11 protein-coding genes and 1 tRNA gene are annotated in these 13,950 nt (G+C 60.2%); 4 read left to right on the top strand and 8 right to left on the bottom strand.

Annotated features, from left to right (window positions below):
- Nucleotides 1–21: 21 nt before the first annotated feature.
- The 3 genes from EPD60_RS10750 to EPD60_RS10740 all read right to left on the bottom strand — a co-directional run bounded on the left by EPD60_RS10750 (nt 22) and on the right by EPD60_RS10740 (nt 7,053).
- Nucleotides 22–3,591, bottom strand: coding sequence for a DUF7948 domain-containing protein (locus tag EPD60_RS10750; protein ID WP_243647810.1), 3,570 nt, complete (start codon nt 3,589–3,591; stop codon nt 22–24).
- Nucleotides 3,592–3,647: 56 nt separating this feature from the next.
- Complete coding sequence (gene recG, locus EPD60_RS10745; protein WP_131449449.1) at nt 3,648–5,753, bottom strand: ATP-dependent DNA helicase RecG; 2,106 nt, start codon at nt 5,751–5,753, stop codon at nt 3,648–3,650.
- 157 nt (nt 5,754–5,910) lie between these two features.
- The gene (locus EPD60_RS10740; protein WP_131449448.1) at nt 5,911–7,053 is read right to left on the bottom strand and encodes a glycosyltransferase family 2 protein; all 1,143 of its coding nucleotides are present in this window, start codon (nt 7,051–7,053) and stop codon (nt 5,911–5,913) included.
- A 178-nt stretch (nt 7,054–7,231) separates the two neighbouring features.
- On the opposite strand from EPD60_RS10740, the gene EPD60_RS10735 reads away from it, so the two are divergent.
- Both EPD60_RS10735 and EPD60_RS10730 read left to right on the top strand, forming a co-directional pair.
- Nucleotides 7,232–7,304 (top strand) — tRNA-Thr (locus EPD60_RS10735).
- Nucleotides 7,305–7,426: 122 nt separating this feature from the next.
- Nucleotides 7,427–7,636 carry a hypothetical protein gene (locus EPD60_RS10730; RefSeq protein WP_131449447.1) on the top strand — a complete coding sequence of 70 codons (210 nt, stop codon included), beginning with the start codon at nt 7,427–7,429 and terminating at the stop codon, nt 7,634–7,636.
- A 34-nt stretch (nt 7,637–7,670) separates the two neighbouring features.
- Here EPD60_RS10730 and EPD60_RS10725 read toward each other — a convergent pair whose 3' ends face one another.
- On the bottom strand, nt 7,671–8,246 hold the full coding sequence (locus EPD60_RS10725) for an HD domain-containing protein (RefSeq protein ID WP_131449446.1): 576 nt from the start codon (nt 8,244–8,246) through the stop codon (nt 7,671–7,673).
- A gap of 43 nt (nt 8,247–8,289) precedes the next feature.
- Here EPD60_RS10725 and EPD60_RS10720 point away from each other — a divergent pair, with 43 nt between their 5' ends.
- On the top strand, nt 8,290–8,565 hold the full coding sequence (locus tag EPD60_RS10720) for a hypothetical protein (protein WP_131449445.1): 276 nt from the start codon (nt 8,290–8,292) through the stop codon (nt 8,563–8,565).
- Between the two features lie 60 nt (nt 8,566–8,625).
- Here EPD60_RS10720 and pncB read toward each other — a convergent pair whose 3' ends face one another.
- The 4 genes from pncB to EPD60_RS10700 form a co-directional block, all read right to left on the bottom strand.
- A complete protein-coding gene (gene pncB / locus EPD60_RS10715; protein ID WP_131449444.1) occupies nt 8,626–9,837 on the bottom strand; it encodes a nicotinate phosphoribosyltransferase in 1,212 nt (403 codons plus the stop codon).
- 28 nt (nt 9,838–9,865) lie between these two features.
- The gene (locus EPD60_RS10710) at nt 9,866–10,609 is read right to left on the bottom strand and encodes a DUF3108 domain-containing protein (RefSeq protein WP_131449443.1); all 744 of its coding nucleotides are present in this window, start codon (nt 10,607–10,609) and stop codon (nt 9,866–9,868) included.
- Nucleotides 10,610–10,748: 139 nt separating this feature from the next.
- Nucleotides 10,749–10,946 carry a hypothetical protein gene (locus EPD60_RS10705; RefSeq protein WP_131449442.1) on the bottom strand — a complete coding sequence of 66 codons (198 nt, stop codon included), beginning with the start codon at nt 10,944–10,946 and terminating at the stop codon, nt 10,749–10,751.
- Between the two features lie 27 nt (nt 10,947–10,973).
- Nucleotides 10,974–11,390: a response regulator gene (locus EPD60_RS10700; protein ID WP_131449441.1), complete on the bottom strand. Its 417-nt coding sequence runs from the start codon at nt 11,388–11,390 to the stop codon at nt 10,974–10,976.
- Nucleotides 11,391–11,476: 86 nt separating this feature from the next.
- On the opposite strand from EPD60_RS10700, the gene EPD60_RS10695 reads away from it, so the two are divergent.
- Complete coding sequence (locus EPD60_RS10695; RefSeq protein WP_131449440.1) at nt 11,477–13,936, top strand: PAS domain S-box protein; 2,460 nt, start codon at nt 11,477–11,479, stop codon at nt 13,934–13,936.
- Nucleotides 13,937–13,950 lie beyond the last annotated feature (14 nt).

Genomic DNA, 13,950 nt, shown 5'->3' with positions numbered 1-13,950 from the left:
CGTCCCTTCCTCTTTTGTCGGTTATCGGATCAAGGTTATATCACCTTTCTTGGTGGCCTTCCGGCCGTCAACGAAGGTTACTTCAAGTGTGTATGCGTACACATCCATCGGCTGCAGCTTGCCCTGCCAGGTGCCGTCCCAGCCGGTCTTGCGGTCGGTGGTCTCGAACACTTTCTGTCCCCAGCGGTTCCAGATCGTAAAGTGCAGCGTTGCAATTCCGAAGCCACGTGCAAAGACGGTTGCGTTGACACCGCCGCTGAGCGGCACGAACGCGTTGGGAACATCCACGGCCGGCTCTACCAGGGTGCGTATCCAGCGCGCCGCCGTATCGGGACAGCCGGCTGTGTTGTAGGCAACGAGCTTCACCAGGAAGGAGTCGGTAGTGTTGTATTCGTGGCGCACCGGCAACTGGTTGCTGGTGGGCAGGCTGTCGCCGTCACCCCAGAGCCAGAGGTAGCGGATGGCGTCCTGTGAAGTATTTTCAAAGGTGATGGCGGTGTTCACCATCGGGGGTTGCGGGTTCACATTGCCGATGCCCGCGCGCGGCTTGTCGTCCACCACGATCACAAAGAAGGCCGAGTCCGTAATATTACAGGTGCCCGAGTCAACGACTACGAGCCGGATCTTATAACGGCCCGGTGCCGTGTATTCCACGTCGGTAGGCGTCGGGGCATTGCTGCTCTGCCCGTTGCCGAAGGTCCAGGTGAAGGTCTGGCCGCCCTGCGACGTATTCACAAAGGTGGGACGGTAGGGCACGCAACCCCGCGGCGGCGTGGTAAAGCCGGCCTTCACCAGAACAGCTACGTTCACGATGGTATCTTTTGCTTCGGGCGCATTGCAATACGCGGTGTCTGTGAGGCGCAGGCGTACCCGGTAGGAACCCGGCCGCGGAAAGGACTTAGCGATGGTGCCCGGCCCGGCTACGATCGTTGTATTATCATCGGGGAACTCCCAGGTAAAGGAGTTGTTGCGGAAGGGCCGCTGAGGCGGGTTAGGCGTAGTCACCGTAAACTCGTACTTGAGCGAGTCGCAGGGATTCAGCTTGCGGAAACTGAAGTCCGGCTTTGCCTCCAGCACGCCCACACGGATATGCACATAAGAGGTATCGCGCACATTGCAGCTGTTGGGATCAATGGCGATGAGCCGCACCTTGTAGGTGCCTACTGCATTATACGTAAAGGAGATATTGGGGACGGTAGTGGTATGGTCGGTCACGCCATCACCGTCGAGGTCCCACTCCCAGGAGGTGGCATTGCCGATAGAGTCGCGGAAGTCAACGGTCAGCGGCAGACAGCCCGCCGTATCGCGAACCACGCCGCCGATGGCCGACTGCACGCCCGAGGAAAGACCGGCAAGGTTAAAGGCCACCTTGATCATACCCAGGTTACAGCTGCCCGAGCCGTTGTTCTCCGCCCAGGCGCCGGAAGTAGTGGGCCATTTTGGCTTCGGCCGCACGCCGCCGCAGTTGGCGCACACGGCCTGGTAGATCACCCCGTTGACATCGAAGCGGCTGGTGCCCCCGTCCACGTGGTCGGACAGCACCGGGTTGTTCTCGCCAAAGAAGGACCCGAAGAGTTGCCCGGTAGCGTTCTTCTTAAGTACGAAGAAATAAAAGTCTTTCCCGTCCGTCTGCTGCGGCGAGCTGTAGGGCGGGTTGTTGATGGCGTCCGGTGTTACCGGCAGGTTCAGGGTGCCGGCATACGTAAAGCCGTTGCCGAGGCCGGTGCCGCCCCAGCCCGAAACGTAAACGTTTTCGCAGCGGTCTACCAGGAAAGCAGTGGGCGAAATATTGGGCGTGCCGGCGCCTGAAGTTCCGAAGCTGGTACTATACACCCAACCCGAAAGGTCCGGCTGCAGCTTGGCAATGAACTGGCGGCTGTTGCCGACCGAGTAAGTAGCGTTCACTATGGGCCAGTTGCCGAGCGTTTGTCCCATGATATAGGGGAAGCCGGTCCGGTCGAACTGGATGCCATAAACCTGGTCGACGGCGGCGGTGCCCACATAGGTGCCGTGCACGAGGGTGCGGCCGTCATTGGTGAGCTCGGTTACAAAGCCGTCGATGTCGCCGTGGTTGGATGCCGAAAGACTGCCCGGCGTAACTCCCGGAAAGTCGCTGCTGCCGGTGCCGCCGGCAATGAAGATGTTGCCGTTCACCGGGCTCAGCGCAAGCACATAGGCCGCGTCGTCGCCACTGCCGCCGAGGAAGCCCGAGGAAAGAACGGTGGTCATCGAGGGATTAAGCTTGATCAGCACTGCGTCCTGCGGGCCGGCGAGCGACGTCTGGAGGGCGTTGACGGTGGGGAAGTTGGCGGAGCGGGTACAGCTGGCTACATACACATTGCCCGCCGCATCCATGATCACTTCGCTGCGTCCGTCGTCACCGTAATTATACTGGAGCGAGCTGCGCGAACGGACGGTGGAGATATTGACGCCGTCTTCACCAGAGCCGCCGATACGCACCGAGTTGAGCAGCTGCGTGCCGCTGGGGTCGAGGCGCACGATGGCGATATCGTAATTGCCGCCGGGACCGGAAGTCAGCGTGGTGGGGAAATCACCGGAATCGGTTCGCCCGGCGATGACCAGGTTGCCGGAGCGGTCGGCCCAGAGACTGTGGGGCTGATCGTTGCCGTTGCCGCCAATATAGGTAGCATAGATGCGTTGCGTGCCGGAGGCATTAAGCCGGATGATGCCCATATCGAAAGAGCCGCCGCGAATCGAGGTCTGGTAGGCGCCGGGGCTGACCGGGAAACCACCCGGTGCCGGGCCGAATACGATGCCACCGCCGAAAAAGGAGCCGTCGGGACCATAGGTTGCCGTAAAGCCCCAGTTGTCGGAGGTGCTGCCCGACAGGGAAACGAAAATGATCGTCGGATCGATGACGAGCACATTCTTCCCATCATAGTTCTTGACATCGAAGCGCAGTGTGCTGTCTTTAACGCGGTACTGGCAGCCGATCTCCTGGCGGCCTTTGTCGGTGATCTGGTAGGCGTAGGGCGGCATCTCGCGCACGGTGCCCACCGAGGTCTTTACTTCCAGCGACTTCTCGCGCACCGCGAGCCCATCGGCGCCGGTATAGCGGAGTGTGATCTGCGACGGGTCGCCGCCGGGATGCACGATGAGATCGTATTTGAGCTGGCCGTTTTCGGAATAATAGCGCAGGTCGATGTTGGGATAGAGGTCGCGCACGGTGATGCCGCCAAAAGAGCGGCAGCCGGAGGCCCAGCGCGAGCGGTCGTTCCCGATGAAATAATTGGATACACCGGGCTCTACCTTATCGGGCAGCAAGGCATCGGGGCGGGCGCCCACGAAGTCGACCCGGTATACATGGCTCCGGAGCACCTGCGCCGCCATCTCTTTCTCGGAGGCGGCATGGTCGTGCGCCATGGCGCGGATGCGGGCATAGTCTTCCGTATGATTTTGCAATACGGTAAAACCGGCTTCATGCAAAAAGAGCGCGCTGGAACCAATGTCGGCGCGGAAGCGCACAGACCGGTCCCATTGCCCTTTGTTTTCGACGAAGCTCAGGGGGACCTGGGCGGCGAGATTGAGGGTGAGGAGCAGGAAAAGTGCGGACAGTATGGGGTGCTTCACTTTCAAGTTCTGGTAAGATAAACTATTAAAACAAAAAGATGTTGTATCCGAAAGTGTTAAGAAATCCGGCTCCACGGAGTCTTACCCAGCAAGGACAGCAGGTAGTCCTTCAACGGCGCGTTGGCGGGCGATTCCAGCTCGGGATCTTCGGCCACCAATTGCTCGGCGAAATTCTTCGCCGCGTCTAGAACGGTTTTGTCTTTGACCAGGTCTGCCAGCCGGAAGTTTAACGCGCCGCTTTGTCTCGTCCCCTCGATTTCCCCCGGACCGCGCAGTTCCAGATCTTTTTCTGCAATTTCAAAACCACTGTTGGTGGCGCACATGATCTTGAGCCGCTCCCTTGCGTCATTGCTCAACTTGGGGCCCGTCATCAGGACGCAGTAGCTCTTCTCCGCACCGCGTCCTACCCGGCCGCGCAACTGGTGCAGCTGGGAAAGTCCAAATTTTTCCGCACTTTCAATCACCATCACCGAAGCGTTCGGCACATTCACCCCCACTTCGATCACGGTTGTACTTACCATGATATGCGTATCGCCGGTCACGAACCGCTGCATGTTGGCCTCCTTCACATCCGGCGTCTGCCGCCCGTGCACCATGCTGATGCGGTAACGGGGCTCGGGGAAATAAGCCTTCACGTTTTCGTAGCCCTGCATCAGGCTTTCGTAATCCACCTTCTCGCTTTCCTCGATGAGCGGGAAGATCACGTAGGTCTGGCGTCCCTTCTCGAGCTCCGAGCGGATGAATTCCATCACGCGCGAGCGCTGGTCGTCGAGGCGGTGCACCGTCAGCACCGGCTGCCGCCCGGGCGGCAACTCGTCCATCACGCTGCAGTCTAAATCACCATAGGCCGTCATGGCCAGGGTGCGCGGGATGGGCGTTGCCGTCATCACCAGCACATGCGGCGGAATAGCGGCCTTCTTCCAGAGGCGGGCCCGCTGCGCCACTCCGAAGCGGTGCTGCTCGTCTACGATGGCAAGACCAAGATTCTGAAACTGCACCACTTCCTCGATGAGGGCATGCGTCCCTATTAAGATACGAACGGACCCGTCCAAAAGTTGGCGCAGGATCGTCTTTCTTTCGGAAGTCTTGGTTGAACCCGTTAAAATACGGATGGGAACGGGCAGATCCTTCAGCAGGTCGGTAAGCCCGCGGTAGTGCTGCTGCGCGAGGATTTCGGTGGGCGCCATCAGGCAGGCCTGGTAGCCGTTGTCTACGGCCAGCAGCATAGCCAGCAGGGCCACGATGGTCTTGCCCGAGCCGACGTCGCCCTGCAGCAGGCGGTTCATCTGGTGCCCGGATGCCGTGTCGGTGCGTACCTCCTTGAGCACCCGCTTCTGGGCGCCGGTGAGTGCGAAGGGCAGGTAGTCTTTGTAAAAGGTGTTGAACAGCTCGCCCACTTCGTTAAAAATAACCCCGCGCGAAAGGCGGTGCCGCTCGCTGCGCAGGCGGGCGAGGCGTACCTGCGTCACGAAGAGCTCTTCAAACTTGAGGCGGCGTATCGCCAGATTACAGGCCTTTGCCCCCGGCGGAAAATGCAGCGCCCGGTAAGCGTCGTAGCGGGGCATAAGCACGCCTTTCTGGAGAATGTGATCCGGTATGTTTTCGGGAATGTCGGCGGGCTTGAGCAGCTCCAGCAGGGCCTTCACCAGCGTCCCGATCTGCCGGGCGCCGAGGCCGCGGCTCTTGAGCTTTTCGGTGGTGCTGTATACGGGCTCCAGCGTGCTGGCCACTGCTCCGGGACTATAAGCTTCGATCTCGGGGTGCACCAGCTGGGGCTTGCCCATGAAAAAGGAAAGACGCCCGAACACGGTGTATTGCGCACCCTCGCGGAGCAGCTTCTCCACCCAGTTGAGCCCTTTGAACCAGGTGAGCTCGATGGTACCCGTCTCATCGCGGAGGTAGGCTAGGAGCCTGCGGGCCGACTTCTCCCCGGTTGTTTCCTTGTAGGTCAGAAAGCCGCGCACCTGCACGTATTCCATCGACGGATTGAGGTCGATGACGGGCGTAAACCGTGTCTTGTCGACATGCCGGTAAGGAAAATGGTGCAGCAGGTCGCCGAACGTAAAAATGCCCAGCTCTTTCTTGAGCAGGTCGGCCTTATGCGGCCCCACTCCCTTCAGGTATTCGATGGGACTGGCCAGTATGTTGGGCGTGGTGGCGATGGTGGCGGTGTTTGCGTAAAAATACGGAAGACCCGGGGTAATGTGCTAATGGGGTAGTGTGCTGGTGTGCTAATGAAGTGATAATAACCGGCAGGCTTCCACATGATCTGACTTTGATCCACCTTTTTGCACATTACCCTATTAGCACACCAGCACACTACTTCCGCGCTTTTTCCCAAAGAACGCTCTGCTGCCCCTTGCGCCAGCGGTTCCAGCCGGCAAGCATGCAGGCATTCATGAACAGGAAGTAAAAGGGCAGCGTGGTGAGAAAAAAGGCGCGGTTGCGGCGCAGCAGCAGGGCGCCGGCGAGGGCGAGGAGGTAGATCGCGGCCTGTGCGGCCCAGAGAAGATCGTAAAGAAAAGCGTCGGTAAAAGCAGCGAGCGCCGCGCCAAGGGGCAGCAGCAGCAGCAGCGCCAGGGGACAGAAAACCCAGCGCATCCAGCGGCGTACGATAAACTGGAATGCCAGCGCGGGCTGCCGCAGCAGGCGACGCCAGTGGAGGCGGGCGAGCAGCTGGTAAGCGCCGGCGGCGATGCGCACCTTGCGGGTACGCTCGGCGGCAAGCGAATCCGAAGGCGCCTCGAGGGCATAGGCGCCCGGCTCGTAGGCCACGCGGTAGCCCTGGACGCCCACCTCGAGCGAGAGCGCCAGGTCGTCGAGCAGGGTATCGGGGGGCTGCGACCGGTAGAGCGCACTTCGCAGCGCAAAGAGTTCACCGGCGGCGCCCACGGCGCTCCAGAAGCCCGCGTCGAGGGCTTTCATCGATGATTCGTAATGCCAGTACCAGCCTTCCGCAAACCCCATCCCGCTGCTATGCCGCACCCGCTTCTCCCCCGCCACGGCGCCCGTGCGCGGATCGCCGAAGTGACGCACCAGGAGCCGCAGGGCCTCCGGGTTGAGCTCGGTGTTGGCATCGCTGAAAACCACGAAAGGGGTTTGAACTTCCCGCATCGCGCGGTTGAGGGCGGCCGTCTTCCCGCCGCGGGGGCCGTCGTGCAGCAGCCGCACGGAAGGATACGGGGCCAGCGCGGCGGCCGTTTCGTCGGTGGAGCCGTCGGCCACCACCAGCACTTGCAGGAGCCCGGGCGGGTAATCAAGTGCGAGGGTGTTGCGGATCTTGGCGGGAAGGATGGCGGCTTCGTTGTAGGCGGCAATCACCACGGTCACCGGCTCCTCGGGCCCGGCGGCGGCCGCCCGCCGCCACAGCGGGCGCAGGGCCAGCAGCAGCAGCCCGTAACCGGCATAGGCGAAAAACACGCCGGCGAGCAGCACCCAGAACAAAAACGCGAGCCATCCCATTTCGACGAAGATAGCAGGGCTGGTGGTTAGTTGGTTATTTGGTCTATTGGTTAATTGCTCTATCGGTACCTTGTACGCTACCACCTTCCATTACCGCATTACCGCATTACCGCATTACCGCATTACCCCATCAGCACATTAGCACATAATCACATTTTCCCTAAATTTGCCCTCCCACGCCAACTTAGCTCAGCTGGTAGAGCGATTCATTCGTAATGAATAGGTCGTCAGTTCGATTCTGATAGTTGGCTCAGGCGGCTCCCCCGGGAGCCGCTTTTTTATGCCCCGGCGATCCACCAACCCCGTTGGACGACTTTGCAGGCGCTTTAACGGAGGTCCGTTCCACCTTTGTGGTGCCTAACTGTCTGACCTTATGAACGAACGCATTTACTCCACTTCGGGAAGAAGCATCTCATCACATATACGCCACATCGGCCGCTTCGAGGTACGGGCCGGCAACACGGTCACGGCTTTCAACCTGCTGGAAGAAGCCTATGAACACTTCAAGCGCCTCGACGAGGAAGCCACGCTCTGGGATGTGACCGACATACCCGAGCTGCTCGAATCCAAACATCTTTACTGATCCGGAAACTTAATGAAGCCAGGCGTCCCCGCGCTCAGCCACGCTCGTGCCGACCGCTGTGCGGCAGGCTGTCGATGCACCGCGCAATAAGTGCCTGCGCCTCTGCCCGGAGCTCCGCATCTCCGGCCGTCATCACCCGTAGCAGCTGCCGGCATTCCCGCAAAAACTTGAAGGCAAAGCCGGGATCGTTTTGGGTGATGTCGAGCGTATTATCAAGGATATCGGCATACTTGATCGTCTGGGCTTCCGCGGAGATATGCCGCATCCGCTCCGCCTCTTCCTCCTTTCTCCTGCGCCGCTTCCACTTGGGATAGGCCGACGTCGTGTATACATCCGTCAGCTCCACCACCAGCGTCAGCGTGTGGAGGGCCTCGGCCTCTTCCATCACGGTGCGCAGGAAGCGGAGCAGGTCTTCCTCGGTCACGCGGGTATCTTCCAGCACGTCATGCAGCAGCGCGGCCGCCTGCTGGGCGCGCGTGGCACCGTGGGCGGCACAGCACTCCATCACCCGCACCGGGTGCACGATATAACGGTCGGGGCTGTACTTGCGCAGCTGGCCGCCATGCGCGCTGTCGGCAAAATCGCGTACCTGTTCCAATACCGGATCCATAGCTCCCCGAACGCAAACGGCGGGCCCATTTGCGGCAGCAATTATGCCCCGCATTCCAAAACACGGGTTATGGGCCGAGAAAAAATGGAACGAAGGCCGCGAGGCCGGAAAGCATCGCGATATGGGCATCAAAACCGCAGCGGGGCAGGACACCGAAGGACATGTGCGCGGCAGCAAGCAAAGTGAGTTCAGCGAGCGCCCGCACAGGAGCGGCAGCGCCGCGAAGATGATGCGGATCGCAACCAGCGCGACGCACGCGAAGAAAGCCGCGACCAGATTCAGCCCTGAACAAAACACTGAGGATCCCGGCGCGTTTTGACGGCGGACGGAATGGGCCCGGAGAAAAATTCAGCAGTCCTGTTCCGCACATCATTTCGAATCAAAGACCTCCGGGGTGCTCAGAGCTTTCAGAATTGTCGATACCGATCTGCAGCATCTCCTTCGCCAGCTGAATTTCGCGTTCCCCGCCGCTGTGCTTCCCGGGCTCGTCGGAAAGCTTCACCACGGGTATCCAGGGGCCTGGGGCCGGCTGCGCTTCCGACATTTTGATCACGATGTTCATCGGCTTAAGCCCCACATCGTTGCTGAAGCTCGTGCCGATGCCGAAGGAGATGCCGATGCGGCCCTTGCAATGAGCCGCGATACGCCGCACCTTCTCTACGTTGAGCGCATCGGAAAAAATGATGGTCTTTGTCAGTGGGTCGATGCCCAGCTTTTGATAATGCGCGATGGTAATATCGGCGAAGCGCAGGGGATCGCCGCTGTCCTGCCGCACGCCATCGAAGAGACGCGCCAGCTTCCGGTCGAAGACTTCGTAAAATTCGGCGGTTGTGAAGGTGTCGGTCAGGGCGATGCCCAGTTCCCCGCGATACACATCCACCCAATGGTCGAGCGCCACCGGGTTGGCCATCCGGTATCCATAACGGGCGGCATGAAACATGAACCACTCGTGCGCATGCGTACCGATCGGTTTCACGCCATGCTTCATCGCAAGATGAACATTGCTGGTGCCCACGAAGGTGGTACCGTATTTCTTCAGTGCGGCCACTACCAGGTCCTGCACGGAATAGGAGTGCCGCCTGCGCGTACCGAACTCGGCTATCGTCACACCCAGGTCGCCATAGGCCTCGATCTTCGCACGCGTTTTCCCTTCTACCGTTGCATCATCCGCACGCGCTTCCCCGCCGAGCGCATAAAAGTTTTCCGAGATAAGGCACAGCAGGGGCACCTCCCAAAGGATCGTGCGGTACCAGTACCCTTCCACGTCCACGGTCACCTCGCCTCCCTCCTGACGCACCGATACTTCTCCAGGATCATAGCAATAGCCCTGCAGGAAGTCGAGGTATACCGGGTCGAGGTAGGGGCAGGTTTCCGCGAGCCAACGCTTTTCCTCCGGCGTCAGGCGCAGACCCCGCATCGCCTGCACCGATGCCTGCAGGGCACCGGCAAAGCCCGGCGGGAACAGGTGCCCGCCGCGGTTGATAAAGCGGTAGCGGGCCTTTGCCCGGGGAAAAAGCTTTACCACGCACTGCTGCATGGTAAACTTGTAAAAGTCGTTGTCCAATAAAGAAGGAAGCGCTATGGTGTCCATAGCGCTTCATGCTGAAATTTACGGGCCATCAATAAAGCCGCACCTTGTAGCGGTAGCGCCCGCGGAATGCCTCCTGCATTTTCAGCACAACACGCTCCTTGTCCGCGATCCAGAAGGTGGCGGAGGTGCCGCGGCCATAGTCGATGCGCAGCAGCCAGCAATTGACGCGGGCGCCGCCGGGCAAGGCCAGGTCCTCCCGCCCCGTAACGGTCAGCTTGTAGTAATCCGACTTCGGCGAGCCGGGTTCATAAAAAGCCATTTGAAATTCCTGACCGACCTTTTTGAAAGGCAGCAGGGGAAACAGCTCCAGGTCCATCGGGAACGCGAAGCCCGGCGGGTCTACGCGCACATTCATCGTGCTGTCTTTTGCCGTGCGTTGCCAGCGGGGCGGCACCGTTACCACACCGTTATCAAACACATAGCCGAAATGCCCGCGGCCCTTATACTCGGCCTCGTGCGCCAGCGGCTGCATCCGCGCCACAGCGCCGGTAGATACGACGTCGGCGGCCAGCGAATCGCGGCGCCACACCTGCCAGCTGAAGCGGTACCACTGCCGGCCCAAAGAGTCGTGCAGTTCGATGCCGCGGTCCCAGATATCGGCCGAAGAAATACGGCGGCCACTGGCGCTATCGGTAAAGTACACCACATAGGAAGCCTTGCCCGCCTTCAGGTATTTTGTAAGCAGCCCGCCGCGGCGGGTATCGATCGTATCGGCCTGTGCGCCGGCCTGCAATGCCGTCAGCAGCAGCAGCAGGGTTGCCAGTCTTTTCATGGTTTCGTTTTGCACTAAATTATCCGGCGCGGCGGCGGGCTGCCATTCTTTTATGCGAAACGGGCGATTGCTGCTATGAATGGAAGACCCGGCACAAAAAAAGCCCCGCAGGGCTTTGTGTCCGTTAAAGAATCGTGGGTCAGATGCGCTCGCTGCCGCCTTTAACCTGTCCCTTGTTGTTGGTGTCGGTGCGTCCGCCCGAAGCCTCATTGCGGCCCGCATTGGAGGTGCGCGACGTATCCCCTTTCCGGTTGCTGCTGCGTTGCGTGGAATTGTCGTTGCTGCGCTGCCGGTCGCTGCGCTCGTTGTTCTTTGCCAGGAAATTACGTTTCAGCATAGGGCCGAAATACCATGCCGGTTCGCATCAGGGCAGCACGGCAAAGCGGGTGAACAGCGTGCTCAGGGTTTCAATCAGGCCCTTCAGCTGTGCGTATTCGAGGGGCTTTACCAGGAACAGGCTGGCACCATCGGCATAGGCCCGCTCCACGTCGAAGTGGGCACTGGAGGTAGAAAGGATGCATACCGGAAGGCAACGCAGGGCCGGGTTGCGGCGGATATCCAGCAGGGCTTCGCGCCCGTCCTTTACCGGCATGTTCAGATCAAGAAGCACCAGGTCGGGAAGCGCAGCACCGCCCTCAAGTAATGCAAGCGCTTCTTGTCCGTTGCCGGCTTCGATGAGCTGGTGCTGCGGTGCCACCAGCTGCAGGGCTTCGGAAAAAAGCTCGCGGTCAGTAGCGTCGTCATCAACCAAAAGTATGCGGAGTGCTTGTTTGTAGGGCAAAGGGTAAGGGTTTGATTGTTAGCGCCCGGGGCGCGGTGTAGTGTTCGCAAAATTAGTAGTTTAGCCACCTCAACCCTTGACAAAAATTGGAAACTAAAACCGTTTTCGAGCTCCTGCTGGAATCAGGCCGGACGATCAGCGCCGAGATCGACCTGGAGAAAGTCGTACAGCGGGTAACCGATATCGGTACGGAGCTGTCGGGCGCGCAATTCGGCGCCTTTTTTTACAATGTCACCAACGCGGCCGGCGAGTCGTACGTGCTCTATACGATTTCGGGCGTAGCCCGCGAGGCCTTTTCCAAGTTCCCGATGCCGCGCAACACCAAGATCTTCGAGCCCACCTTCGCGGCACGCGGCACCGTACGCTACGACGACGTTACGGCGCAGCCGCATTACGGGCAGAACCCGCCCTATCACGGCATGCCGCGCGGCCACCTGCCGGTACGCAGCTACCTGGCCACGCCGGTGGTCAACCCCATCACCGGCGAAGGCATCGGCGGACTCTTCTTCGGCCATCCCGAAGTGGGCGTATTTACGGAGGCATCGGAACAGCTCGTGGAAGGCCTGGCCCTGCAGGCCGCCATCGCCATGAGCAATGCCCGCCTTTTCGAAGAGCGCAACCGCATCGAAGCCCGCCTGCTGGAACAGAAAGAGCAATACGCCAGCATCTTCAACGCCACTTTCGACTCGATGATCATCTACGACGAACGCGGCACCATCGTGGAAGCGAATCCGTCGGCCTGCCGCATCTTCGGCTACAGCTACGACGAGCTCATCGGGCAACACGCAGGACTGCTTTTCAAAAACCCGGAAGACTTCCAGATCCTGAAGGAGCTCGCCTTGTCCGGACGGCAATATTCCGGCACCAACCAGCGGATCCGCAAAGACGGCTCCGAGTTCGAAGCCGAATTCCAGGGAGCCAACTTCATCTTCCGCGGCAAGCCCCACGTGCTTTCGGTGGTGCGCGACATCACCTCCAGCCGGCAGGCCGAGGCAGCCCTTGAAAAAAGCGAGGAGCTTTCCAACATCATTACTTCCGTTTCGCCGGTGGTGCTGTGGATGACCAACGCGGCCACCAGCACGATCTATCTCAACCGCACCTGGACCGACTGGGTGGGCGGAAATCCTGAAGACCACCTGGGCGTGGGCTGGGTGCATGCCGTGGTGGAAGAAGACCGGGAGTGGGTGCAGCAAAGCTTTCTCGAAGCTTTCCGCAAGCGGCAGGTATTTTCGGCCGACTTCCGCATCCGCCGCCGCAGCGGCGAGGTACGCTGGTGCTCCACCCATGGCAGCCCCTACTTCAACCGCGACGGCACCTTCGGCGGCTTCGCCGGCTCGCTTACTGACATCACGGGGCGCAAGAATTCGGAGCAGCTGCTGCAGCGCAGCAACCTGCTTATTGAAACCATCACCAATAACACCATGCAGGCGCTCTTCCTGATGGACGAACGCCAGTTTTGCACCTATATGAACCCGGCAGCGGAAACCCTTACCGGCTACACGCTTGCCGAAGTGCAGGAGAAGCCCCTGCATTACTATATCAAGCACACCCGCCCCGACGGCCGGCATTACCCCATCGAGGAATCCGCCATCGACCGCGCGCTGCCCACCCAGTCGCAAACGCAGGGCGAGGAAGTTTTCATCCGGAAAGATGGCTCCTACTTTCCCGTCTATTTTATCGCGTCGCCGATCATCGAAGAAGGCGTGCCGCGTGGCACCGTCATCGAAGCGCGCGACACCACCGAAGAAAAGCGGGTGCAGGAAGAGCTCCGTCACCAGGAGAAAGCGGCGCTGGCGCTGCTCGAGGAAAAGGTGCGCGAACGCACGGCCGAACTGGAGCAACGCAACTACGACCTGCTGCAGTTCACCTCCATCGCGTCGCACGACCTGAAGGAACCGGTGCGCAAGATTTCCGTATTCAGCCGCATGTTGCAGGACAAGCTGAAGGAAAATCTCGACAGCAAGTCGGAACGCTACCTCAATAACATCGTCGAGTCCTCCACCCGGATGATCCGACTCATCGACGACCTCCTCGCCTTCTCGCGGATCTCCAACAACGAAGTCCCCTCGGAGTCCGTCGACCTCAACGTACTCATCGACCGAATCCGCGACGACCTCGAGCTGGCCATTCACGAGAAGTGTGCGGCCCTGCACCTGTCGCGCCTGCCCACCATCGAAGGCAACGCGCTGCAGCTCGGGCAGGTTTTTCAAAACCTCGTGAGCAACTCGCTTAAGTTCGTGGAGCCGGGACGACAGCCCGTCATCACCATTAACGCGGAGCCTGCCCAAACAAGCACCGGCCCCGGTTACCGCATCATTTATAGCGATAACGGGATCGGCTTCCGCCCCGATCAGTCGGAAAAAATCTTCGAGGTGTTTCACCGCCTGCACCCGCGCGAGCAATACGACGGCACCGGCGTCGGCCTCGCCATCGTCAAGAAGATCATCGACGGTCACCACGGCACCATTACCGCTATCGGCGCACCGGGCAATGGCGCCCGCTTCGAGATCATGCTGCCGGAAAAACAGAAACGCGATCCGAAATAACATATGTCCCGCGG

The organism is Flaviaestuariibacter flavus, assembly GCF_004337505.1.
Lineage (GTDB): Bacteria > Bacteroidota > Bacteroidia > Chitinophagales > Chitinophagaceae > Flavisolibacter > Flavisolibacter flavus.
This window is presented reverse-complemented; position numbering and strand designations above follow the sequence as displayed.

What these genes read in the sequence shown, in the direction of transcription:
- pncB (WP_131449444.1), bottom strand. Translation starts at nt 9,837, where the DNA reads ATGGACACCATAGCGCTTCCTTCTTTATTGGACAACGACTTTTACAAG.
- EPD60_RS10730 (WP_131449447.1), top strand. Translation starts at nt 7,427, where the DNA reads ATGAACGAACGCATTTACTCCACTTCGGGAAGAAGCATCTCATCACAT.
- EPD60_RS10710 (WP_131449443.1), bottom strand. Translation starts at nt 10,609, where the DNA reads ATGAAAAGACTGGCAACCCTGCTGCTGCTGCTGACGGCATTGCAGGCC.
- EPD60_RS10720 (WP_131449445.1), top strand. Translation starts at nt 8,290, where the DNA reads ATGCCCCGCATTCCAAAACACGGGTTATGGGCCGAGAAAAAATGGAAC.
- EPD60_RS10725 (WP_131449446.1), bottom strand. Translation starts at nt 8,246, where the DNA reads ATGGATCCGGTATTGGAACAGGTACGCGATTTTGCCGACAGCGCGCAT.
- EPD60_RS10740 (WP_131449448.1), bottom strand. Translation starts at nt 7,053, where the DNA reads ATGGGATGGCTCGCGTTTTTGTTCTGGGTGCTGCTCGCCGGCGTGTTT.
- EPD60_RS10705 (WP_131449442.1), bottom strand. Translation starts at nt 10,946, where the DNA reads ATGCTGAAACGTAATTTCCTGGCAAAGAACAACGAGCGCAGCGACCGG.